The following is a 22,026-nucleotide window of genomic DNA, read 5'->3' as shown; positions in this document are numbered from 1 at the left end:
CCAAAATATAGGTGTTGTCTCATTTTTTGGATGTGCTCTCCCAGACACTCACATCAGTGCCAAGACGCAGGAGTCCTCGAAGCAGATAATACTGATTTACAGCAAAACTCTGAGCAAACCTGCTGACACCCAGAACAACAAGAATGGCAACAATAGCAATTCCCAGATAGATATTCAGAAGTGAAGAGATGAGAAGTCCAACACACAGTATACCTGTCCCCAAGAAGAATAGGAGAGGTGAGATAGTGACCATCATTATTCGCAAGGGGAAAAAAATCCGGGAAAAGGGACGAGACATCCTGAGGACGTCAAGATTTGATAGTGTTGCTTCGATCAAACGTGTAGCCCGACGAATTTTTTGTCGGGACTGATCTTTAAGATTTACAGGAATATCTTCAAAGACAATCGCAGAAGTTTCATAATATGCCCGAAAACCCCTTCGAATCGCTTCAAAAGCAGTGTTTGCATCATCAGCACCCTTCCCTTCACAGATCTCAGAAAAAATATCTCTTTTAAAGGCAACAAGACCTCCGTTGAAGTTATACGTAGAATCGTTTGCGCTCTCCCATCCACACATCCTTCCATATACTGATCGATACTTTTGTTCATACTTCCCAGTACGGTTTATCTCAGAGGAATGCAGGGGGAACATATCAGAACATGCCGCAGCAATGTTATCATCGGAAACCAGACGAGAAACAAGATTCTTCAGGGAATCTTTTTCAAAGAATACATCAGCATCAGTCGTGACAATTAGATCATAAGAAGCACTCTTCAGTCCACGATTATACGAACGATTTGTGCCGCGCCGGTCTTCATTTCGGATTATTTTAAAGGATATATCAGCATCAGCAAGAGCCTTTTCTGCTATTACGAAGGTATTATCATCAGAACAATCATCAATGAAAATCACCTCATACTTTTCTTTCGGGTATGAGGAGGAAGCAATATTATCCACCCGGCGTTGAATGACATTTGCTTCATTATAGGCAGAGATAATTATTGAGATGGGGGGAAATTTATTCAATTTTGGCGGCACCCCTCCTTTTTTACCAAAAATAATACCAAATCCATATACCAGATATGGAAATGCTGAAACAGCAAGGAAAATACACCCCAAAAGTATTAACATTACTCAGATATTGGTGGAAATGCCATAATATATCCTTCTCTTGATCGTGAACAATCAATAAATCACATTAGAAAAGAATTTGGACTTTCCTGAAATAATACTTGAAAACAGACATGAAAGAAAAAACAACAGAACTTCTACAAAAGATCCACTCAGGAACTGCAACGATTGGAATTATCGGGTTAGGATATGTGGGTCTCCCTCTTGCAGTTGCCTTTGCCAGCAAACTGAAAGTTATTGGTTTTGACACAAATGATGACACCGTTTGTACTCTGAACTCGGGACATTCACATATCCTTGATGTCTCAGACAAAGAGATTCAAGAAATAATATCATCAGGAATGCTGTCAGTAACCACTGAATCACAGAATATAGGGAAATGTGATGCTATTATCATCTGTGTGCCCACTCCTCTTACTGCCAGCAAAATACCTGATCTCTCATATGTGAAAAATTCCTGCATGACTGTCTGTGCCAATCTCAAAAGAGGGCAGCTGGTAATTCTTGAAAGTACCACATATCCGGGCACAACGGAAGAAATCGTTGTTCCAATACTTGAAAAATCAGGATTATCTGCAGGAATTGATTTTGGGGTTGCATATTCTCCGGAACGAATAGACCCTGGCAATAAACACTACACTGTTTCAGAAATTCCAAAAGTAATTGGAGGCATTACACAAGAGAATACAGAGGCTGCAGTTTCACTATACAACGTAATCATTAAAGATACTATTCCGGTTGTTGATACGCGCACTGCAGAAGCAGTCAAAATGATCGAAAATATCTATCGGAATGTCAATATTGCTCTTGCAAATGAACTTGCCCTGATATTTGAGCATATGGGAGTTGATGCATGGCAGGCAATCGATGCTGCAGCGACCAAACCATACGGATTCATGCCATTTTACCCTGGGCCAGGAATCGGAGGACACTGCATACCACTTGACCCATATTATTTGTCATACCAAGCTAAGCGACATGGATTTATTCCCCGTTTCATTGAAACATCAGGAGAAATTAACACATTTATGCAAATGCATGTCGTAAACCTCATTGATGAGGGACTGAAAAATGCAGGAATTTCAATGAGTGATGCCTGTATTTCCATATTTGGTCTTGCATACAAAAAAAATATTGATGATACACGTGAATCTCCTGCAATTCCAATAATCGAAGAACTCCTTAGAAGAGGAGTGGATCTAAAACTCTATGATCCATATGTATCAGAGATCTCTGCAGATGGACATATCATCATTTCTGAGACAGAAATCACAGCTACATTAAACAGTTCAGAATGTGCCGTTTTTCTGACAGACCATGACCTGTTCAAAACACCCGAGACCCTCAGCCGGATAGAATCATCATCAGTTCAGGTAGTAATCGATTGCCGAAACATATTCACCAAAGCACCGGCAGGTAAAGTGTATCTGGGAATAGGTAAACCTCACAACCTGAAATAAACAGCAAATTATAGAATGATTTAAAAAATATTTTTTTTTATCTATCATCATTCAACCGTCACACTCTTCGCAAGGTTCCGGGGTTTGTCAATATCCTGCCCAAGGGCAAGCGCCGTATAATATGCAATCCGCTGCATGATGACCGTCACCGCAGCCACCTGCGCATATGCATCCCCCTTGGGGACCGGGATGCAGACATCGGCCACATCCTGCAGGTCAATGTCATCCCCATAGCCAATGCCAATGAGAGGTGTGCCCCGTGCCTTCATCTCCCGGAGATTCCCCAGCATCGACTGGTATCCGTCCCCGGGCATGCAGACGGCGACAGCAGGCGTCTCTTCTGAAAGGAGTGCAAAGGGTCCGTGTTTTATCTCACCCGCTGCATAACCCTCCGCATGGATATAGGAGATCTCCTTCATCTTGAGTGCCCCTTCCAAAGCAACCGGATAAAATATTCCCCTGCCAACATAGAAGATAGTTGATGCCTTGGCACAGAGACTGACCGCCTCACTCACATCTGTGAGAAGGGACTCCTCAATGACCTGCCGGACAGAGCGTTCCACAGCAGACATATCAGAACAGTTCATCCCGGCAAGCAGGCCGACAAAGGCTGCAAACTGGCCCATATACGACTTTGTGGCAGCCACACTGATCTCGGGCCCGGCCCCGGTATAAATAGTATGATCTGCTGCACGGGTAATGGAACTCCCCTGCACATTGGTAATTGCAATGGTCGGACAGCTGGAAGCCACCGCCTTTTTCAGGGCCGACAGGGTGTCAGCAGTCTCTCCCGACTGGGAGACCGCAATCACAATCTCATCATCCGGTGTGGAAAGATACCGGTACTCTGAGGCCAGGTCCACCCGGACGGGCACACCACACTCCTTCTCGGCAAAATACCGAAAGAGCAGAGCAGCATTATACGAGGTTCCGCAGGCGATCACAGAAACACCACGTGCACGGCTGAGGAGCATGCTGATGCCCTGATGTGTACATGCCAGCCGGAATGACTGCTGGAAGACATCAGGCTGCTCAAAGATCTCCTTGAGCATGAAGTGTTCAAACCCGCCTTTCCGGGACGCTTCAATGTCATAGTCAATGTACGTCGTTTCACGAACGACTGTCTCCCCACCATTCTCCACCGCAACAGCACCCCGTCGCATCACTACCAGATCCCCGTCTTCAAGGACCATAATATTCCGTGTATACTCAACGATGGGAGTTGAATCAGAGCAGGCAAAAAATTCATCGTCACCGAGACCTATCACAAGCGGGCTGCGTTCCCGTGCGGCAATGACCTCGTCGGAACCTGCACATACAGCAAGAATCGCGTATGAACCTTCCAGAAGCGGGAGGACGGCACGGACCGCCGCGGCAAAATCGCCTTCCCATGCCTCCTCAATGAGATGGGCAATCACTTCACTGTCCGTATCAGAAGTAAACCGATGGCAACGACCCTCCAGCCCCCGCCTGAGTTCAGCATAGTTTTCAATAATACCATTGTGGACGATGGCAAACTGTCCGGTACAGTCGGTGTGCGGATGGGCATTGCGGTCATCGGGCAGACCATGGGTCGCCCACCGGGTATGGCCAATCCCGCGGGTGCCATGGCAGCCTGATACACAGTCTGCCTGTTCTGAGATGCGTCCTTTCCGTTTGGCCACCATGATGCTGTCCGTCCCGGTGGCAACCCCGAATGAGTCATATCCACGGTACTCAAGACTTTTCAGGCCTCCGACAAGCACGGGCGCAGCCTCACGCCAGCCGATGTATCCGACAATCCCGCACACCTACATCACCACCGTCTGATCCGGAATAAACCCGGTAATAGTCCGGCCACCCGTCTCAACAGCCACATTATTACCGACAACAGCATTCTTCAGCACAGTAAAGGGCGCTGTCTTTACCCTGTCTCCCATAATCGTGCCAAAATGTCCTGAGACACACCGCCCCCGGACGTTTGTTGTAAACTCTCCACAGGCGGATACGGTATGGTCCGCAAGACTGCAGCCCTCCCCTATAACACTCTCCCTGACACTGGAATGCGACCCGACGGTTACATCATCCATCAGAATACTGCGGGAGATATGTGAGAAGGGCCCTACCGTAACACCCGACCCGATTGCAGTTCCGGCTGAAATACAGGCATTCGGGCCAATGATGCAGTTAGCACCGATGGCCGTGGGTCCGGTGATCACTGTGCCCGGGAGAATCTGTGTACCGCGACCGATTGAGACCCGCCCATCAACCGTGGCATGCCGTGAAATCGTCCCTGCCGAGAGGGAGACCGTCTTCTTCAGCAGTAACCTGTTCAGGGTGAGAAGATCCCATGCAAAGACCGCATCAGACCAGCCCTCTGTGATACGGTGCGACCGGATACCGATGCCATCGGCGATCATCCGGTTGATCATGCCCGGGAGTTCCAGCCCGGGTTCATAATAGCTGAATACCGAAGGATCCAGTGAGAAGACACCGGTTGAAACCGTAAATGATTCAGCCACAACCGGCTTTTCCGTTATTTCCTGTACAAATCCCCAGTGGGCCTGTACCACCCCGAAATCCGTCGGTTGGGAATGCGTTGTTGTGAGGAGGGCAGGACCGCCTTCACAGAGGGGACGGAGCGCCGCAGCCCTGATGACATTGTCACCGGGAAGAAGGAGGAACCTGCCGGAGATATGATCCTCTGCCGCCTTGAGGGCATCTGCCACCCCCAGTTGTTTCTCCTGTACGACAACATTCACCGGCACCGGAAGGTTTGCGAGACAGTGGATGACCTGCTCTTTGCGGTAGCCGACGACAACAGTGATGTCCCTCACCCCTACATCAGTCAGCGCTTCGATAACATACTCGATGATTGGCCGGTTTGCCACCGGAATCAATGCCTTCGGGCGGTTGCGGGTCAGTGGGCGCAGCCGTGACCCTTCCCCTCCTGCAAGAACAACTGCCTGCATGGTATATCAGTTACTCCCGATAATGGATTCATCTGCAATCGTACCGCTGACCACAGTATGCGGGCCGACGCGGACGTCTCTTCCTATAGAAGCCCCCACATTAATCGAGCAGTTGATGCCAAAGAGGACGTTATCACCAATAACGGCCCCAAACTTCTTGCGTCCGGTGGAGACACCACCCACCTTCACATGCTCCTTGTCATGGCGGAGGTTTGCCACCTTTGTGCCGGCGCCGAAATTACAGCCAAACCCGATGACACTGTCACCGATATAGGTGAAGTGCGGAATCTTTGTCCGGGGAAAGATCACTGAATTTTTTAGTTCACTGGCATGGCCGATGTGGCAGTCGTTCCCGATGACAGTACTGCCCCTGATATAAACATGCGGGCCAATGGTGCACCCTGCCCCGATCATACAGGGCCCTTCAATATAGGTGCCTGACCGGATGACGCTGCCCTCTGCAAGCACCACCGCGCCTTTCAGGGTGACACCATCCTCCACTTCCCCACGGATATCAGTGGCTATATCAGAGAGGGCATCTTCATTCGCCTCTAAAAGATTCCACGGGGCGCCGATATCACACCAGGACACAAGCGGCACCGCATGCAGTTCACCGCGGGATATGGAGGAGGAGAGTGCATCGGTCAGTTCATATTCCCCCCGGGGCGAGGGGACGAGGCGATCCGCCTCGGCAAAGATATCATCATCAAAGAGGTAAATCCCCGCATTGATCAGGTTTCCCGGCGGATTCGGGGATTTTTCATATATGCCGGTGACCTTCCCGTCGGTCTCGGTAATAACACCATATTGTTCCGGGTTCTCACTCTCAACGACACCGACCGCCGGTGCGGGAGAGGCACAGATACGCCTGATATCGTCAGCAGTCACGATCATATCACCGTTCATGAGCAGGAACTGTCCCTTCACCAGTCCCTTTGCTGCCCGGAGGGCGTCACCGGTGCCGCTCTGGGTTCTCTGAACCGTATAGCGAATCGAGACATCCCATCTCTCACCATCGCCAAAATAGTCCCGTATCTCCTTCTCGCGGTAGCCGACAACGATAATAAATGAATCAATTCCTGCATCACGCACTGCACAGATCAGGTGTTCAATCATCGGCCGGTTTGCCACGGGAAGCATCACTTTCGGGCGGGTTGCGGTGAGAGGAGCCATCCGTTTTCCTTCACCCGCTGCAAGCAGGACACAGAGCATAGTAAATCAAATGATGTTTGCCCTGTATTAATGTATAGGTTCTCCCAGACTGATGAGAGCTTCACCTTTCTGTGCCATTTTTTCCGCGGTCTCTGCATCACGCCCTTCGGCGGTGATGCGGATCTTTGGTTCCGTGCCGCTTGCACGGATCAGACACCAGCCATTCTCCTCTTCGATACGGATGCCATCTGTCGGATTATCTGCACCCAGCGCCAGAAGCAGTGCACGCCCGTCTTCGCGGCGGAATGAACGGCGTATGATGGGATATTGAGGGTATTCTGCTACCTTCTCTGCGACATCCCACTCCGCTGCCATCGCACAGTAGAGGGCAGCTGCATACGGCCCGTCCGGGCAGAGGGAATGGGCAGGGAAGATCCAGCTTCCGGATGGTTCACCACCGAAATCTCCACCTGATACCAGCGCTTCAGAGACAAACGAATCGCCGACCGGTGTTCTTTTGACTGTCGCCACCTCTTCAATGGCCATTGATGCGTCCACGGTTGTCACCACACTTGCTGCACCGGTCCATTCGGCAAAGAGCATGAGGAGATGGTCACCGCTGATATAGTTCCCCTGATTGTCAAATGCCATGAACCGGTCAGCATCGCCGTCATGAATAAGGGCCCCTGCGGCACCGGCCTGCCTCACCATTGCCGGGATGTAGGGGAGGTGCTCTTCCAGAGGTTCAGACGGGCGTGCAAAAAAGCCCTGCACCGTGCAGTTAATGCCCGTATATTGTATTCCAGCACGCCGGAGAAGAGCCGGTGTGACGCGTGATGCCGCCCCGTTTCCGCAGTCAAGGACGACATGCAGACCTTCCGGGAGAGGGACCGCGTCCTGTATCGCATCCAGATACGACCGGATGATATCTGCTTCAGCTGTCTCCCCCTGCTGTTTCCAGTCTGTAATATGCGGCAGGGTATGGGTATCCTCAATCTCCTGCTGGCGTGCCAAAGAGAAGGCGGAACCGTCAGGATTCACCAGTTTGAGCCCGTTGTATTCCTCCGGGTTGTGTGAAGCGGTGATCATACAGCCGGCATCATGATGCCGTGCGGCATATGCAACAGCAGGGGTAGGGGCAACACCCCCGGAGACCACCCGGCATCCGGCCGCAGCGGCGCCGGCGGTAAACGCTGCTTCCAGCAGGGGACCTGTCGTGCGTGCGTCACGACCGGTGACGATGGAAGAACAGGAGGCGCCGACACAACCGCCGACATCCAGTGCAGTCATTATCAGTTCAGGGCCGAACGGACGGCGTATTCCCGAAGAACCAAAGAGCATACAGGTACCATGAAAAAGAGGAGTATTCAATCTATCTGTTTGCTGCCGTTCACCGTGCGAAGGGGCACCAGTGTTCTTCATTCAGGAAGGTGGCAACACCTGCGGTGGAAGGACCTACAAAGACCATCTGTTTTTTGCCCCTGTAGTGGTCTGTTACTGCAAGACAGTCAGCAGAGAAGAGGCCGTCACCGCCCACCACAATCACATCCGCTTCTTCCGGTGAGGAGACAGTTCTCTTCCCGAGGAGGCGGATAAGGTCGGGGAGGGCGCCATTCACATATATTTTCTTACCATCAAAGACGGAACAGAAATTCAGGAAACACCGTTCATGGTCTTCGGGGCCACACGCCTGTGCCCTCCGGCAGAGACAGAGGAATCGTGCCACCACACCCATTATTCCACAGGCAGCGGTTCGCTGTTCCGGTGATTCAAGTGGCGCACCGAACATAAACGGGATCCGGGTGGTCGTCTCTAACGGGTAGTGCGTGACCACATCCGATGCCGCACCGCCAAACCCGACCTTCAGGTTGACGCCCCGCTCATACCGGCACGCCGGTGCATCCGGCTGGCGTTCAATCTTCACATTACAGTCGTGGCAACCAGTGCCCCGGGTTAACTCTTCCATCTTCTCTACTGCTTCGGTGACACAACTCATACGTCCTCCTCCTTTTGCACGATGACACGGGCCGGTGCCCCGTCACCATCGGTAATCTTCAGTGGCAGGGCAATCATATAATACTCTCCCTCACTGACCCCACTGAGGTTCAGGTATTCAATAACCGGGATGCCCGCCCCCAGAATCCGGCGGTGCACATCGCCTGTCCCCTCATATGCTTCGATGGACGGGGTATCAATGCCAATGACCCTGATACCTGATGCGGCGACAAGGTCCGCGGCATCCTCATCAAGAGAGGCATATTCAGGGTCAAATGACGTTTTTTCTGAATACCCGGTCTTAATAATGAGCCGCTCGGCATCCATCCAGGGACGAATATCCTCAGGGCGGATGGCTGACCGCCTGACACCCAGGTCAACGATTGTCACCGGGCCGATAAAAGTCTCGGGCGGGATGCGGTCAATGGTCAGCCCGTCTTCGATATAATGGGCAGGCGAGTCGATGTGAGTCCCGCTGTGGCTGCCTGCAACCACTACTGAGACACGGTAGCCGTCCCTCTGAAACCTGCGGCATTCCGGGACAAAGTCGCCGGGATACGTGCAGGCGGGTTCAGGAAAGGAACGGGTGAGATCAATAAAGACCATGTCCCTCAGAACCCATCTTCTGCAGCGTCAATGGCAGCATCGATCTGCCGCTGGAGTGAATCCGGCAGGCCCTGTATCTTCACGTCAAGGAACCCGCGGATGATGGTTGCCGTTGCCTCTTCCTCATCCAGACCCCGGGCCATCAGGTATTCAATCTCATCGCGGGCTATTTTTCCCACTGCCGCCTCATGCGAAAGTGAAGTGTTTGTGAGGCGTCCCTCGATCTCCGGGATTGCGTGGATTATGCCATCCTCAAGAATGAGACCCTTGCACTCAATATGGCCGCGAGTCTCCTCTGCCCCGCCGACGATGTGGGATCTGGACACCACAGTACCTCCACGGGTGATCACCCGGGAGATCAGTTCGGCACTCGTACCCTTCGCTTCCAGAATAGCACGCTGGCCAAGGTCAAGTTCTGAACCCTCCGGTGCAAGCACGACAGAACTGAACCGGGCCACAGAATTTTCACCGGTTAACCAGGCTTCAGGATACATCTGGACACGCTTCACCGGTTTCATACTGATATAATTGGAGAGGAATGTACTGTTCTGTTCCAGTTTTGCTGCACTCCGCGGGACGACTGTTACATCCTCGCCCCAGGTATGGATCATCGTTGTGCTGATGAGGGCATCCTTACCCACATAAAACTCAGTGATTCCATAGTGCGAACCATGGCCGACAGAGTGGCTGGAGACGCACCCGGTTATAAGGTGCAGTTCAGCCCCTTCCTCGGCAATGATAATATTATGGACAGTCTGGATATCATCCGTTGCCATAAAAAGGCAGGTCTGGAGAGGGAAGATATTTTTGCTGCCCTTCTTTGCGATGATGGTATATCCGCGTGGCTCCTGGTCTGCAACATACCGGGTGTATTCATCCTTGTCCTTATCAACAAGATTCCAGTAATAATCCTTGAGCCAGTCGTATTTTTTGAGCGCTTCTGCTGTCGGAAGCATCTCAATCCCTTCATATGTACAGGACGTATGCCTGACATCCTGATCTGCCTGGAAGAAACTTCCGCATCTGTTCTCAGAGGAAAGCATCATCCCGGATTGTTCAAGACGCTCCTTATCCTCAGGTGAGAGGTCCTCAAATCCTTCTACAGCTTTGTGCATTCAATACACTCCTGATATCCGTGTTCCTGAATAACCTTCAGTATTTCCCGCGGGTTGCCACGGCACCGGATCTCACCATTACAGAGCATGTGTCCGGCATCTGCCTCCAGATAATCCATGATAAACCCGGTGTGGGTAATGATAAGACCGGATTTATGACGGTTTATGATATGACGGTCCTTATCGACAAGCCGGGCAATCGCTTTTCCGATGAGGGCGATATTTTCGAGATCCACGCCGCTCTCCGGTTCATCAAGCATGACAAAATCAGGCTGCTGGACCATCAGCTGAAGCACTTCACTGCGTTTGATCTCACCGCCGGAGAAGTTTGCATTCAGGTCACGGTCCAGAAACGAACTCATGTTCATCATTTCAGCGTATTCGTATGCCTTCGCAGGGGAACCACCGGCCATCACATCCAGGAGTTTGCCAAGTTTGAGGCCGGAAATGGTCGGCGGACGCTGAAACATCAGGCCCATGCCATAACGTGCCCGTTCGTAGAGCGGCAGTTCGGTGACATCATGTCCACGGAAGATGATCCGTCCTTCGGTCACCGTGTAATTACTAAATCCCATTATAGAACGCAGAAGGGTGGTCTTCCCGGACCCGTTCGGTCCCATCAGGACATGGGTCTCTCCTTCCGGGATCTGGAGGTCAACTCCGTGGATTACCTCTTTCCCCCCCACTTCAACGTGAAGATTCTCAACATTCAGCATATCATCAACTACTATCTATATCTGACCGGATTTCATATAGGGATGTCGTCATTAGCAAAAGAGAAACGGATGCGGGCGATACTTCATACCAGGAATACATAGTTCACTTTCACCCTGCACACGGGTCAGCACCATATATACCCTGATGCAATTCTGGAGTATGTCACAGACATTTCAGTTCATCGCAGCACGGGCAAAAGAACACCCGCAGATCATCCGGAAAAATCAGATGTCCAAACAGGCATTCATCTCCAGCAGGACAAACGGGGAGGAGAGAAGGGAATATATCCATACATCAACTCCCCGGACGTTTCTCTAATCTCTGCCTGACGGGGACACATACGGAAAAAATGGGTCAGGCCGGTCCATCTTCCCAGGCAGTGACTGCCTCCGAGAGTCCGGGACGGTCATAGAGATGGGTTGCCACATAATTGGCAAATTCAACATCGGTGAGATAGGCTGCATAGCGGGTGCGGTATTCTGCCAGCACCTGATTGTAGTCTGTAACATGAAGGTTGTAGTCTGAAACCGCAGCATCATACCCGGAGATATCACCGGAATTCTTCTGGTGGGAGAGGGCGGCATTCTCTTCGTTCAGTTCCTGCTTCAGCATTTCCAGATCCTCTTCCATCGCAATAAGGGAAACCTTCTCTTCCTCTGCACGGGCCCGTGCTTCGGCCGCTGCCCGGTCAATCCGCCGTGTCTCATCTGCCTTTCCATATCCCATCGTGCCATTCCCGACAGGAATGACGAAGAGTTCTGATGTGAGCGTTACACCGTTATCAAATATCTCTGTGGGGATGCCAATCAGGCTCACATTGGTTGTTTCAATAAAGAGATACCCGCTGTCACGGTATCCGGGTTCATCTGTTGCAATCCCCACCGCCATGTGCGAATCGTCGGGGAAGTAAAAGAGTGAGACATTGTAGCCTTCCCTTGAGAGGAGACCTGCCAGAAGAATGCTCTTGTCATCGCAGTCACCCGCCTTCTCAATAACAGTCTCAACCGGGAATTTTGGTCCTGCTTCATCCGGGCTGGTATTGTATGCCAGTGACTGCACATACACAGTCAGAAATTCAGGATATTCATCACTGCTCTCTTCCTTACCGGATGCACCTGCCCTCAGGGCATCAGCAGTGGCAGAGTACACCAGTTCCATCTGCGGATCCGTAAGATAAGAGAGATAATATCCTGTGGTCCAGTCGTCACCTTCCTCCCATTCACCCAGAAGAACAGCCCGTTTGTCAGCATCTGATGCCGCCTCGTACAGACCCTGCGGCACCGTCACCGATACCGATACGGTTCTCTCCTGAAAGGGAAATATCACGGATGATGTAGCAAGTCTGCCGTCATCCTCATATGGACCGACCTCAGGATAGTCTGCCGAAGGTTCGGGATTGAAGAGATCTGTGATGCATCCACATGCAGCAACAGAGATACCAAGGACTGCCACAGCAAGCAGACAATGCCAGTGAACCTGTTTCATCGGTATCGATTCTGTCAGACGTGCAGAAAAAGTTCACCCTCCTGTCCACCATCGGTTCACTTCACCGGCACGCATCCACCACCCTCCATCCGGCACTCTATAAAGATACGGCGGTTGATGATGCGCCACGCAAGGATCAGTTCCATTGCCTCAGTAGCGGTCACATACTCCTGTCCCATATATATGGAGACAGGCCCCACCCCTGTCTCCTCCTCCACTGCCTCCTCAAGCCGGCGAATCACCTCATAGCGGAAATCACCATCAAACCTGACGGCACCCATTGTTCTTCCGTATATCTCTTCAGACTGGAACCCGATGAGAAAATCCCGTTCTGCAAGGGAAGTCATGGCAAAAAGATCCAGGGGGATGACAATGTTTTTGACAGTATTTTCAAACCGTTCCTGCAGGAGGCTGACCGCATACATGCCCCGTGACCCGGATGCGTCAAAGACCGAAGGCGTGATCCTGAGTATGGCATCGGCATACTGTCTCTGTGGGGCCACATATGCTTCATAATCCGGTTTACGTGCACGAATTTCTGCTGCCACCTGATCACGGGAATATCCTCTGTCCCCGACATCACGGGCCATCTTCCAGGCATACTTCACCTCTTCGGCAGGGTCCACATAACAGGTAAAATCAAATGATCGGCGCAGTTTTTCTGTTGAAAACGGGTGCAGACCTTCCACAATAACGATCTTTTTGGGGGAAAACGGGGCTGGTGCGTCAAAGCTACCGGTCGTATGGTTATAGGAGGGCTTTGGTATGGTCTGTCCCTGCTTCAGGAGAGAGAGATGTTCTTCAAAGAGAGAGAGATTGTTTGCATCCGGGTGCAGGGGAGTGATGCCCCGCTCTGCACGGGCATCCCTGTCAAGTAAATGGTAATCATCCATCGAAAATGTACAGACCATGTCAGGCCCGAAGAGTGCACGAAAGGCCCGGGTAAAGGTGGTCTTCCCCGACCCTGAATCTCCTGCGACACCGATGGTATAAATGCAGTCCGATGCCCGTATTGTATCCCTGAAGTTCTTTATATTCGCCATATCTGCCATTCCCGTTGTTCAGCTCAGCAAAAAGTATACCACACCGGTTGAGAGGAACGCAAAGAGTATGATTATCAGGGCCACCGGCCAGACAATCCCGACACTTCCGGTGACGATGCCTGCAAGCTGGGTGATACGCTGGGACCCAAAGACCACTATATCTGCACAGCGTGCGGTCCCACCGGCACTCTCTGCGGGGGCTGCATCCTCACGTGCAGAGTCCACCGCCTCACGGACAAATGGCAGAAAGAGCGCAAGCGGCACCTTCCACCCGACCGGATTTTTGCCGGACGCCATATTGACCACATGGGTGTCGCTGGTGCTTATTTCACACTCCGTGCACTCCTGCAAAAGGAGATCTCTGAGTTCCTCACGGAGACCGACATGGAGGTTGTTGCCGTCAAAGACGAGCCATATCGTTTCTCTGTCATCCACCATGATTACCATCGCCATCACCCCGAGATCACCGAAACCCTCTTCATGCGTGAAGGGCACATCCAGCTGGGAAAATCCGATGGAATAGGGATACTGCGGCTCGCCTGCAAGCGCCTCACAGGCAAGAGCTGCTGCCTCCCGGTAGTCCTCTCCGATGCGACTTCCGAGGAGGACAGGCGGAGGAAGATCAATGAAGCTGTTATGGGCATCTGCGATGATGACATGCCGGAACCAGCGTTTGCCTTCCTCAATGATGGCAAGACCGACCGCATACTCCACGTCATCGGTGATATCCGGTGACCGTGTTGCGGCAATGAAGATGGTATCGCCAAATGCCTGGGCAAGGACCGATACCGACCCGGCCTGATACCGTCGTGCATGGGTGGCGGTTGCATGCCAGTCCGGATGTCCCTGCTGCACATCACGGATGGATGCTGCAATCGTCTCCACTTCAGATGCAGAGACCGGGTTAAAGTCATGGGTGGCCATCCCGTGGAATACCAGCGCCTGACCTTTCAGACTCTCGGTAAGCAGCCGGGGAAGGGCTGAACCCCCGATCTCCCCAAGCGGCCCGGGGTGCAGGTTGGGGGCAGTCACGGTCATGGCATCACGCCCCTTCCGCCGAAAGATCAGTGTCCCGAAGATGACGATCACAGGATCACCCATCTGCCGGAAGAAATCCTCCAGAGCGGTTGAACCATAGATCATATGGGCCATAAACGCATTGGCGAATCCAAGGGGGGATAGGCCGAGTGCCTGTTTCATCGGCCGTTCCAGAATCCAGATGAAGGCCCAGGCAGCCAGGCCAAAGAAGATATGCAGGGGGATCACAAACAGGGCGAATGCGTCCCCCAGAAGCAGGTAACCAAAGAGGGAGGCAACCGCCGTCTGCGTCAGGGCGGGAGCCAGAATATGCCGGAGGTGATGGTCAACAATCGCCCCTAAGAGGAGAATCCTGAAGAAAAAGACGATCCCCAGTGATGCGGCAAAAAAGAGGATAAAAAAGTCAGTTGCAAGGAGCAGTACTGGGGAGAAGGTGATGAGGATTGTCACAATGCAACTGCCCAGCGCAATGAGGGCAGACCAGTCCAGGGTGATATCATTCCCGCTTCTTCGTACAAGGGGACCAGTCATCACAGTGGCAATGAGAGCAGGAACCGTGAATACAAGAATACCTGCGTAGGCAACCAGGTCAGAATGCCTGATGCCTGCAAGGAGAAGCATCAACTCAATGACACCGCCAAGAAGAAGGATGATACAAACAGACCGGCGCCATGATGGAGCCTGCATAATCAGTGCAGAGAGCCCCTCAAGCTGGGAAGATGAGTCAGCAACCATAGAAGTACGCGAACGTAGCGGTTATACCGACAAATAGGTTTCGAATCATATACAAAGTAAAGGTTTAGAAAAAGCACACATACCATTAAGTGTCGTCAACGATATCATCTGCATGATATCCATGGATGGGCTATGGGCGTATCTGGGAATAGCGGTTGTGTGCATTGCAATCGGCTGGGCAGGGGGGTATTATGGCATCTCATTCCACTTTCAGAGACGGTTTCTTACCGTGGCAGATGAATGCAGTGACGCCGATTCAATCGAACCCCTCATCGATGAGCTGGAACGGCGGAGCTGAACGGAGGGACAAAAGAGATGGTTGAATTATTTAGTGCAGCGCTTCTCGGGATAGTGTCACTCTCTTTCGGCCTCCTTGCAGGCATCCGGACTGCACATACTCATTACTTCCGGCGGCTGACAAAACTCGCGAAACGCAGCATCTATTCAAAGACGATTGCACCGGTACTCGTTGCAGCGAAAGAGAGCCGTGCCACAGATAAATAGAGGCGTTCGAGCGACAATATTTACGAAAAAAAGAGGCAATCCGGATACTCGTTGCAGGGGAAACCGGTCAGAATCTGCTGAAAAAAGGGACTATTTTGAATAAATATCCATTTCCGGATTCTTGATAAAGAACCCAATGACAAAGATCAGGATATAAAATGATGTCGCCCACTCCGATGCGATGAAGTATGCTGCACCGATAACGACAAGGGATACTACAGAAGTCAGCAGGCCGCGGCGAATCCCGTTCCGTATTGCTGCGTCAGGTATATCAGCGGCAACCAGCCGGTGTCCCCGTGTGGCATAACACCAGCTGATGGTATACGTAAGGCTGATCACCATGATATTTGCAGCATAGACGGCGACTGCCAGGGGATATTCGGAAAAATCAGAGTTCAGGTTTGTCGTGAACGGAACAAGGGTGATGAAAAAGAGGCTCACCATGTTCAGCCAGATATAGATACTATCAACATGCGAAATGCTGTTCATCTGCCGGTGGTGTACAATCCAGAAGATGGAGAGCAGAAAAAACGAGAGCGCATAATTGAATAGCTGGGGTATGGCTTCATTGAGGGCAGGGTAAAATGCGCTGCTCTCAACAGACCCCGAATAGAGCCCGGTTCCGATCATCAGGACGGAAAGTGTGAGAACAATCGCATATATGCCATCTGTAAGGGCTTCAATCCGGTTTTTCTCGAGAAGATTGGTGAGTTTGCCGATTCCCGGTCTCTTCATACTTTGATCCCCTTCTCCCCTCGTATGCCATTCTGTTTTATCCTGCATGATAAGAAATGTGACGGTTCAGCACCGGGACATCTGACTATATACTGCACCCATCTTTGGACAGACAAGCAGGGCAGGGTGAGGAGAGGCAGATGCCAGGCTGCCGGAGGTAAAACGGCTCTATTACCACTCATATATTGTCACAGCAGAACGCCGCGGAGGCACTGTCGTACTCTGCGACCCCCTCAGAGAAGAGAGGGTATTCCACTATCCGCCGGACCATTGCTGAAGGATCCTGACAAGTCTTAACGTATCCTTACGGTTCAAAAAAAGATGAGATCAGATGTTGAATCTGACATGGGTTATCTGTCCAGTACACTCCGGACCGTAACAAAGACCGGACCGCGGACATCGGTCTTCTTGTTGTTGTCAGTGATTGTACGCATCACGTAGTTCTCAATTTTGAGATTCACGTCAGACGGGATCTTTGCCATCTTGACCTGCACCCGGGTGCCTTCCCCGGCACAGGCCGCTTCCTCGATGCGTGCGGCGGCAAGGTTTGCCACCGCTTCAAGATAAGAGATGCCGGCAGCAGCCCCATTGGCCCTCACCCTGGCAAATTTTTTGTTGTCAGGCACACCGAGGATCTTGCCATCTTCGACATAGATATCATTGAAGACTGCCGGACCGCAGAGGCGTGAATTCTCTTCATCTTCCTCTACAAAGACACGGATCTTTGTCCCGCAGCACTCACCGTCCCATGCCTCAAATGAACAGGGACTCTCCTCCTGTGCATGAACGGTTGCGGCCTTCTGGATTGCCTCTGCCATGAGAATGCCGGGTGTCGTCTGCGGGGTTTCCCGCAGGCCGATACCCGCTGCGAGCTCTGTATCGGAAAAGACCGGCGGGAAGAACTGCGGGTGGGTGAGCTGGCGGATGTCATCTGCCTGATACTCAATCATCGCGAGGCGTTCCACACCGAGGCCAAGGTTCATCACCGGGACACCGACACCGTATTCTGCAAGAGCAGAGGGTGAGTACATGCCAAAGGTGGCGACCTCAACCCAGCCATGCACGGGATGACGGGCATACACTTCGGTCTGGGTGTCAGGAATATAATACTTGGAGCGTTTCTCATCCGGCCGGAACTCAAAGTCCTCAAATCCGAATGCTCCCAGCAGGGCTGCCGCCACCGCTTTGCCGTCCTCCACGGTCACATGCTCGCCTGCGACGATACATGAGGCGGAGTGATAGGTCATCAGGCGGGTCGGCCCCTCCTCCTGTTCCCGCCTAAAACAGCGGTCAATGGAGAACTGGCGGATGGGAAGGGGCATACGATCCCACATCGCCCCTAAAGAAAGGAACCAGCCGGAGGTCATGTGCGAGCGCAGGGTGGTCCGTGAGGACTCGGGTGCCAGTGCACGGAACTCAGGGAAGACCTCGTCCATCATACGCACGACAAGGGCATCGTCACAGCCGAGCACCTTTGCAATTTCATAGGTGAGTTCGTCACCGTCCACCTCTGCCTTCTTGTAGGCATGCAGGGTTTCACGAAGGTGCTCTTCCCCCTCTTCACCCAGACTTTTACCGAGGATCGCCTCAATCTGGAGAATCCGTTCTTTGCCGATGCCCACGTTCGGACGCGGCAGACCGCCGAGATAGAAGACCCGGTCGAGGACCGCAGATGCCTCGGGTCCAAACTGGCGGTAGACATCTTTTTCATCGATAAAAAGCGGTACCCGTGCCTCGTCAAACCCGATTGAGAGATAGGCTTCCCGCAGGCGTGCGGTGGTCTCTGCAATGGGATGGCGACGGGCGGATTTGTATCTGTAGCGCGGGTATTTGCTGCCTGCCCCGACCGGATCGACTACCTCCGATCCTTTGTTCCAGGCATGTTCAAAGTCAGTACGTGCTAATTCCCGGTATTCATCTGTATTAAATTTCATTTCAATCAATCGCCGCGTGTGAGACAGACCACCCGGGATACCGGGCTATCATCGTGGACTTCGTAATCACAGTATTTCGTAATTTCGTTTGCAAACGCCGCCACATACTCGTGGGACGGCATATGCGCACGGGTAAGACGATTGCGTGAGTAGCCAAGATACATGTATCCTTTCACCTCAACATAAAGGGGCCCTGCATCCTGAATCAGGCGGGCATACCCCTCCGGGCTCATGTCATTGAGCCCTTTTACCACGGTTATACGTATCGCAGAACGCCTGCTCCCCAGAATGGAGAGACTCTCTTTCACCTGTTCCCATGAGTCCTCCATCGGCCGGCAGACACGCCGGTAGGTCTCCTCGTCCGGTCCGTCCAGTGAGACATAGGTCTGATACGGGCTGCATTTCCGGACCATGTCAGGCCGGGTACCGTTTGTCACCAGAAATGTCGTAAAACCGGCATCGTTCAGGAGATCAAACAGGCGCGGCAACTGCGAGTAGAGCGTGGGTTCACCGGAGAGGGAGACTGCCGCCATGTCAGGCGCGAGGGCCTCTTCCCAGAGTTTCGGCTCAACCACACTGTTTGCAACCGGATTATATCCGGCAAGAGCCTTCTTCTGGAGAGGGTGCAGACGGTCCATGATGACCTCCGGCGGGCACTCCTCCTCTTCGACCACCTCATACTCCATTGACCGCCAGCAGAAGAGACAGCGCTGGTTGCACTTCAGGGTCGGGGTCATCTGGACACAGCGGTGGCTGCTGATGCCATAGAACTGGGCCTTGTAACACATATCCCCGCCGCGGAGGGTCCGTTTATTCCACATACACGGCTTGAGGGCCGCTGACGAACGGGGGGAGAAAAACTGATAGCCCTGTTTTATCAGGGCCTTACATGCTTCTGATTGCATCAATACCAAGGGTTTCGAGCACTTCGCTCAGGGTATTCTGTGCCGCCCGGACAAGGGTCAGCCGGGCATCCCGCACCCCCGCCTCTGCCTTGAGGACCGGGTCAGTGTGGTAAAACGTATTGAAGAGATCGGCAAGGTCACGGGCATATATCGCGAGGTGATGCGGACGGAGTTCATTCACCACGGTCCGCAGCACCACCGGGAAGAGGCCGATCTGCTTTGCAAGTGCTATCTCTGATTCTGTAGTGAACTCATACGCCGGGGTAAACTCCCCCGCCTTCTCCAGGATAGAGCAGGCCCTTGCATGGGAATACTGAATATACGGGGCACTCTGGCGTTCAAAGTCAAGTGCCTGCCGCCAGTCAAAGACCGTACTCTTCTCCTGCGAGACACGCACGATATCATAGCGGACCGCCCCGATGGCAACCGATACGGCAATGGCCCGGCGTTCCTCCTCGGGAAGTTCAGGCCGCCGGATGGTCACCTCATCAAACGCCTTCTTCGTCACCTCATCGATGAGTTCATCAGCAGAGATGAACTTACCGGCACGGGTGCTCATCGAGCCTTCCGGAAGGCTCACAAACTCAAAGAAGACGATCTCCGGCACCTTCTCACCCAGAAGTTTCATCGTCGCCTGCAACTGGGCACCGATGAGCTTGTGGTCTGCCCCCAGCACATTGATGAGGCGGTCAAAGTGTTCGCCCTTCCAGACATGGTAGGCAAGGTCACGGGCGGCATACACACTCGTCCCGTCTGAACGCCGCAGCACGTACTCCTTCTCAAACCCGAATGCCGTGAGGTCAACTGCAAGGATATCATCGTGGGACGACTCGGGGAGGGCCTCCACCCGGTCGAGAATCTCCACCATCGAACCATCCTGGACAAATCCTGACTCCCAGACAAACCGGTCATGGGGAGCACCGAGGCGGTTGAGTGTGACCTTTATGCCCTCTGCACAGAGGGAAACTGCCCGGCGGAACTTCTCCACCGTCTCGGGATCTCCCTGTTCAATGAGGCCCATGCGCCGGTCGATCTCCTCTTTTATTGAGGGGTCTGCCTTGAGGGCATGATTTGCCGCCACATAGACACGGGCAACATAATGGTCGTCCTTCTCGTCTTCATTCTGCGGAATATCGAGATGGTCAAATCCCCAGGAGACGATGGCGATCTGACGGCCCATATCGTTCAGGTAATACTGGACATCAATGTCATACCCTGCCTTCCGGAAGACCCGGGAGAGGGTATCGCCAATGACAGAGTTTCTGATATGGCCCACGTGCAGCGGCCCGTTGGGGTTTGCCGAGGTGTGTTCAATACAGACACGGCCCGGCACCGCAGCCAGACATCCATAGCCCGGCCGGGAGGCTGCTTTCACCACACCTGCGACGTACGCAGGCCCGAAGATAAAGTTGATGTATGGGCCGGTTGTGGAGACCGTGATACCGGCAGCAGCCAGCGTATCCGTTATTGCTGCCGTAATCTCCCCTGCAATCAGCACAGGGCTCTTCTTTTCGGTCTTTGCGAGGGCAAAGGCAATCGTTGACGCAAGGTCGGCATGCTCGCCGCCATCACCGAGGAGCACATCTGTTGCTCCTGTTGCGTCTTTCAGGACTGTTTCAACAGCCCGGTATGCTTCCTGATACATTAGTATCCTGTCCTGTATCGCAGTATTGCGGCAATCCCGCCAAAGGCATTGTAGAGGATTGATCCTTCTTCAAAATCATCGGATACGATCATCACCTTAGTCGAGGTTGCATCGGCAAGTTCGGTCAGTTCATCGATGATGTCGGTCTCTTCTTCAAGGTAAAGCGGCGCGGTGCAGTCCGGACAATTCCCGAGGGGAATATCCCCTACAGACTTGCCTGGATCCACCTGCACGGTCTCTTCCTTTTCATAATCACAGCTCTGACACCGGATACAAAGTCGTGATTTACGGAGGGTTTCTGAGAGCAGAAGGGTATCAACCGCACCAATTTCGAGGTTCTTACGCACCGATTCCTCTCCGTATGCAGAGGCACTCTCGTCTTTGATCAGTTCCTTTAAGAACCGATCCATCACCGACTTCTCCTTCATCACCTCTACGCCGCGAAGGGCTTCCTGTGCATTGTCCACCAGTTCACTCAGGCCCGATTCATTCGTGTATGACACATCAAAGAGACCAATGATTCGTTTCTGCAGTTCGTGGTGGAGATATTCACCACTGGCAAACTCATCTTTTGTGGGCGTGGGCCCGCCGATAAGAACTCCCTTGAACCGGTTATAGAAATCCGGTTCCGCCATGAAGACATCGGTTGCCCGGTCAGCAACCTTCTTGTAAAATTCATTGATGGCAATCAGGCGGAGTCGCTGAAAACGCATCGCTGACTGTCCACCCTTTCGCTGTTTTCCGGGGACAGTGGAGGTCACACCCGAGACCGGCTCGATGCGGTTTCCCCGCAGAAATCCGACATATGATTCACGGCGGTCGAGTACCAGAAGCCCGTAGACTTCCTTCTCCACCAGCATCTGCTCCATCGGCT

The 22,026-nt window shown here is 52.5% G+C and carries 21 protein-coding genes; 4 read left to right on the top strand and 17 right to left on the bottom strand.

Going from position 1 to position 22,026, the window contains the following annotated elements; all coding sequences use genetic code 11:
• Window positions 1-19: 19 nt before the first annotated feature.
• The gene (locus MKMG_RS00475) at window positions 20-1,027 is read right to left on the bottom strand and encodes a glycosyltransferase (protein ID WP_254059029.1); all 1,008 of its coding nucleotides are present in this window, start codon (window positions 1,025-1,027) and stop codon (window positions 20-22) included.
• A gap of 218 nt (window positions 1,028-1,245) precedes the next feature.
• On the opposite strand from MKMG_RS00475, the gene MKMG_RS00470 reads away from it, so the two are divergent.
• A complete protein-coding gene (locus MKMG_RS00470; RefSeq protein WP_165074344.1) occupies window positions 1,246-2,592 on the top strand; it encodes a nucleotide sugar dehydrogenase in 1,347 nt (448 codons plus the stop codon).
• Window positions 2,593-2,639: 47 nt separating this feature from the next.
• On the opposite strand, the gene glmS is transcribed toward MKMG_RS00470, so the two are convergent.
• From glmS to MKMG_RS00430, 8 genes are read right to left on the bottom strand one after another with little or no spacing between them, the layout of a single operon-like run.
• Window positions 2,640-4,382, bottom strand: a complete 1,743-nt coding sequence (gene glmS, locus MKMG_RS00465; protein ID WP_165074342.1) for a glutamine--fructose-6-phosphate transaminase (isomerizing) — start codon at window positions 4,380-4,382, stop codon at window positions 2,640-2,642.
• Complete coding sequence (locus MKMG_RS00460; protein WP_165074340.1) at window positions 4,383-5,543, bottom strand: sugar phosphate nucleotidyltransferase; 1,161 nt, start codon at window positions 5,541-5,543, stop codon at window positions 4,383-4,385.
• 6 nt (window positions 5,544-5,549) lie between these two features.
• Complete coding sequence (gene glmU, locus MKMG_RS00455) at window positions 5,550-6,755, bottom strand: bifunctional sugar-1-phosphate nucleotidylyltransferase/acetyltransferase (protein WP_165074338.1); 1,206 nt, start codon at window positions 6,753-6,755, stop codon at window positions 5,550-5,552.
• A 27-nt stretch (window positions 6,756-6,782) separates the two neighbouring features.
• Window positions 6,783-8,036 carry a phosphopentomutase/phosphoglucosamine mutase gene (locus MKMG_RS00450; protein ID WP_165074336.1) on the bottom strand — a complete coding sequence of 418 codons (1,254 nt, stop codon included), beginning with the start codon at window positions 8,034-8,036 and terminating at the stop codon, window positions 6,783-6,785.
• Between the two features lie 49 nt (window positions 8,037-8,085).
• Window positions 8,086-8,691 (bottom strand): hypothetical protein, encoded by a 606-nt coding sequence (locus MKMG_RS00445; protein WP_165074334.1) that lies wholly within the window; start codon window positions 8,689-8,691, stop codon window positions 8,086-8,088.
• Complete coding sequence (locus MKMG_RS00440) at window positions 8,688-9,296, bottom strand: cyclase family protein (protein WP_165074332.1); 609 nt, start codon at window positions 9,294-9,296, stop codon at window positions 8,688-8,690. Before MKMG_RS00440 ends, MKMG_RS00445 begins: the two co-directional genes overlap by 4 nt.
• 5 nt (window positions 9,297-9,301) lie before the next feature.
• Entirely contained in the window at window positions 9,302-10,411 is a 1,110-nt protein-coding gene (locus MKMG_RS00435) for a SufD family Fe-S cluster assembly protein (protein ID WP_165074330.1), read from the bottom strand.
• Window positions 10,396-11,127 (bottom strand): ABC transporter ATP-binding protein, encoded by a 732-nt coding sequence (locus MKMG_RS00430; protein WP_165074328.1) that lies wholly within the window; start codon window positions 11,125-11,127, stop codon window positions 10,396-10,398. Before MKMG_RS00430 ends, MKMG_RS00435 begins: the two co-directional genes overlap by 16 nt.
• Window positions 11,128-11,287: 160 nt before the next feature.
• Here MKMG_RS00430 and MKMG_RS00425 point away from each other — a divergent pair, with 160 nt between their 5' ends.
• Entirely contained in the window at window positions 11,288-11,446 is a 159-nt protein-coding gene (locus MKMG_RS00425) for a hypothetical protein (protein WP_165074326.1), read from the top strand.
• A gap of 36 nt (window positions 11,447-11,482) precedes the next feature.
• Here the strand turns inward: MKMG_RS00425 and MKMG_RS00420 are convergent, their stop codons facing one another.
• From MKMG_RS00420 to MKMG_RS00410, 3 genes are read right to left on the bottom strand one after another with little or no spacing between them, the layout of a single operon-like run.
• Window positions 11,483-12,613 carry a hypothetical protein gene (locus MKMG_RS00420; protein WP_165074324.1) on the bottom strand — a complete coding sequence of 377 codons (1,131 nt, stop codon included), beginning with the start codon at window positions 12,611-12,613 and terminating at the stop codon, window positions 11,483-11,485.
• A gap of 56 nt (window positions 12,614-12,669) precedes the next feature.
• Window positions 12,670-13,656, bottom strand: a complete 987-nt coding sequence (locus MKMG_RS00415; RefSeq protein WP_165074322.1) for a phosphoribulokinase — start codon at window positions 13,654-13,656, stop codon at window positions 12,670-12,672.
• Between the two features lie 18 nt (window positions 13,657-13,674).
• Entirely contained in the window at window positions 13,675-15,429 is a 1,755-nt protein-coding gene (locus tag MKMG_RS00410) for a DUF2070 family protein (protein WP_165074320.1), read from the bottom strand.
• A 121-nt stretch (window positions 15,430-15,550) separates the two neighbouring features.
• Here MKMG_RS00410 and MKMG_RS00405 point away from each other — a divergent pair, with 121 nt between their 5' ends.
• Complete coding sequence (locus tag MKMG_RS00405; protein WP_165074318.1) at window positions 15,551-15,727, top strand: hypothetical protein; 177 nt, start codon at window positions 15,551-15,553, stop codon at window positions 15,725-15,727.
• 17 nt (window positions 15,728-15,744) lie between these two features.
• Window positions 15,745-15,933, top strand: a complete 189-nt coding sequence (locus MKMG_RS00400) for a hypothetical protein (protein ID WP_165074316.1) — start codon at window positions 15,745-15,747, stop codon at window positions 15,931-15,933.
• A gap of 90 nt (window positions 15,934-16,023) precedes the next feature.
• On the opposite strand, the gene MKMG_RS00395 is transcribed toward MKMG_RS00400, so the two are convergent.
• The 5 genes from MKMG_RS00395 to prf1 form a co-directional block, all read right to left on the bottom strand.
• Entirely contained in the window at window positions 16,024-16,668 is a 645-nt protein-coding gene (locus MKMG_RS00395; RefSeq protein ID WP_165074314.1) for a TMEM175 family protein, read from the bottom strand.
• 350 nt (window positions 16,669-17,018) lie between these two features.
• Window positions 17,019-18,602: an O-phosphoserine--tRNA ligase gene (gene sepS, locus MKMG_RS00390; protein ID WP_165074312.1), complete on the bottom strand. Its 1,584-nt coding sequence runs from the start codon at window positions 18,600-18,602 to the stop codon at window positions 17,019-17,021.
• A 5-nt stretch (window positions 18,603-18,607) separates the two neighbouring features.
• Window positions 18,608-19,507 (bottom strand): 4-demethylwyosine synthase TYW1, encoded by a 900-nt coding sequence (gene twy1 / locus MKMG_RS00385; protein WP_165074310.1) that lies wholly within the window; start codon window positions 19,505-19,507, stop codon window positions 18,608-18,610.
• Window positions 19,488-21,152: an arginine--tRNA ligase gene (gene argS, locus MKMG_RS00380; RefSeq protein ID WP_165074309.1), complete on the bottom strand. Its 1,665-nt coding sequence runs from the start codon at window positions 21,150-21,152 to the stop codon at window positions 19,488-19,490. Before argS ends, twy1 begins: the two co-directional genes overlap by 20 nt.
• On the bottom strand, window positions 21,152-22,026 hold an 875-nt coding region (gene prf1, locus MKMG_RS00375; protein ID WP_165074307.1), incomplete at its 5' end, for a peptide chain release factor aRF-1. The genes argS and prf1, both read right to left, overlap by 1 nt.

The organism is Methanogenium sp. MK-MG, assembly GCF_009914725.1.
Taxonomy (GTDB): Archaea; Halobacteriota; Methanomicrobia; order Methanomicrobiales; family Methanomicrobiaceae; genus Methanogenium.
Note: the sequence above shows the minus strand (reverse complement) of the source record. Positions and strands in the feature narration are given on the sequence as shown.

Coding starts and splice junctions, on each gene's coding strand:
- MKMG_RS00470 (WP_165074344.1), top strand. CDS start 1,246: ATGAAAGAAAAAACAACAGAACTTCTACAAAAGATCCACTCAGGAACT.
- MKMG_RS00460 (WP_165074340.1), bottom strand. CDS start 5,543: ATGCAGGCAGTTGTTCTTGCAGGAGGGGAAGGGTCACGGCTGCGCCCA.
- glmU (WP_165074338.1), bottom strand. CDS start 6,755: ATGCTCTGTGTCCTGCTTGCAGCGGGTGAAGGAAAACGGATGGCTCCT.
- MKMG_RS00450 (WP_165074336.1), bottom strand. CDS start 8,036: ATGCTCTTTGGTTCTTCGGGAATACGCCGTCCGTTCGGCCCTGAACTG.
- MKMG_RS00445 (WP_165074334.1), bottom strand. CDS start 8,691: ATGAGTTGTGTCACCGAAGCAGTAGAGAAGATGGAAGAGTTAACCCGG.
- MKMG_RS00440 (WP_165074332.1), bottom strand. CDS start 9,296: ATGGTCTTTATTGATCTCACCCGTTCCTTTCCTGAACCCGCCTGCACG.
- MKMG_RS00435 (WP_165074330.1), bottom strand. CDS start 10,411: ATGCACAAAGCTGTAGAAGGATTTGAGGACCTCTCACCTGAGGATAAG.
- MKMG_RS00430 (WP_165074328.1), bottom strand. CDS start 11,127: ATGCTGAATGTTGAGAATCTTCACGTTGAAGTGGGGGGGAAAGAGGTA.
- MKMG_RS00425 (WP_165074326.1), top strand. CDS start 11,288: ATGTCACAGACATTTCAGTTCATCGCAGCACGGGCAAAAGAACACCCG.
- MKMG_RS00420 (WP_165074324.1), bottom strand. CDS start 12,613: ATGAAACAGGTTCACTGGCATTGTCTGCTTGCTGTGGCAGTCCTTGGT.
- MKMG_RS00415 (WP_165074322.1), bottom strand. CDS start 13,656: ATGGCGAATATAAAGAACTTCAGGGATACAATACGGGCATCGGACTGC.
- MKMG_RS00410 (WP_165074320.1), bottom strand. CDS start 15,429: ATGGTTGCTGACTCATCTTCCCAGCTTGAGGGGCTCTCTGCACTGATT.
- MKMG_RS00405 (WP_165074318.1), top strand. CDS start 15,551: ATGGATGGGCTATGGGCGTATCTGGGAATAGCGGTTGTGTGCATTGCA.
- MKMG_RS00400 (WP_165074316.1), top strand. CDS start 15,745: ATGGTTGAATTATTTAGTGCAGCGCTTCTCGGGATAGTGTCACTCTCT.
- MKMG_RS00395 (WP_165074314.1), bottom strand. CDS start 16,668: ATGAAGAGACCGGGAATCGGCAAACTCACCAATCTTCTCGAGAAAAAC.
- sepS (WP_165074312.1), bottom strand. CDS start 18,602: ATGAAATTTAATACAGATGAATACCGGGAATTAGCACGTACTGACTTT.
- twy1 (WP_165074310.1), bottom strand. CDS start 19,507: ATGCAATCAGAAGCATGTAAGGCCCTGATAAAACAGGGCTATCAGTTT.
- argS (WP_165074309.1), bottom strand. CDS start 21,152: ATGTATCAGGAAGCATACCGGGCTGTTGAAACAGTCCTGAAAGACGCA.